The organism is Micromonospora sp. DT62 (genome assembly GCF_049847285.1).
In the GTDB taxonomy this organism is placed as follows: Bacteria; Actinomycetota; Actinomycetes; order Mycobacteriales; family Micromonosporaceae; genus Micromonospora; species Micromonospora reichwaldensis.
The window spans coordinates 1-205 of the sequence record NZ_JBNCOB010000089.1 but is presented as its reverse complement, the minus strand read 5'-3'; the positions used below and the strand labels follow the sequence as shown (position 1 = coordinate 205).

The 205-nt window shown below is 76.6% G+C and carries 1 pseudogene; it reads left to right on the top strand.

Features of this window, described 5'->3' with window-relative positions:
- Positions 1-205 (top strand): annotated as a pseudogene (locus ACPXCB_RS31630) (C39 family peptidase); the annotation flags it as partial.

The window sequence follows — 205 nt, the reverse complement described above, 5'->3', positions numbered from 1 at the left end:
CCGCCCTGACCGCTGCCGGGCTCGCCTTCACCGGCGGCGCCATCGCCGGCCCCGTCACCACCGCCCTCGCCGCCCCCACCACACCCGTGCCGGCCTCGGTCACCCAGGACCGCAAGGGTGGCGAGCGCGAGCTGGGCGTGCGCTACGAGGCACAGCCCAACTTCTACTACTGCGGCCCCGCCGCCGCCCGCAACGCCCTCAGCGT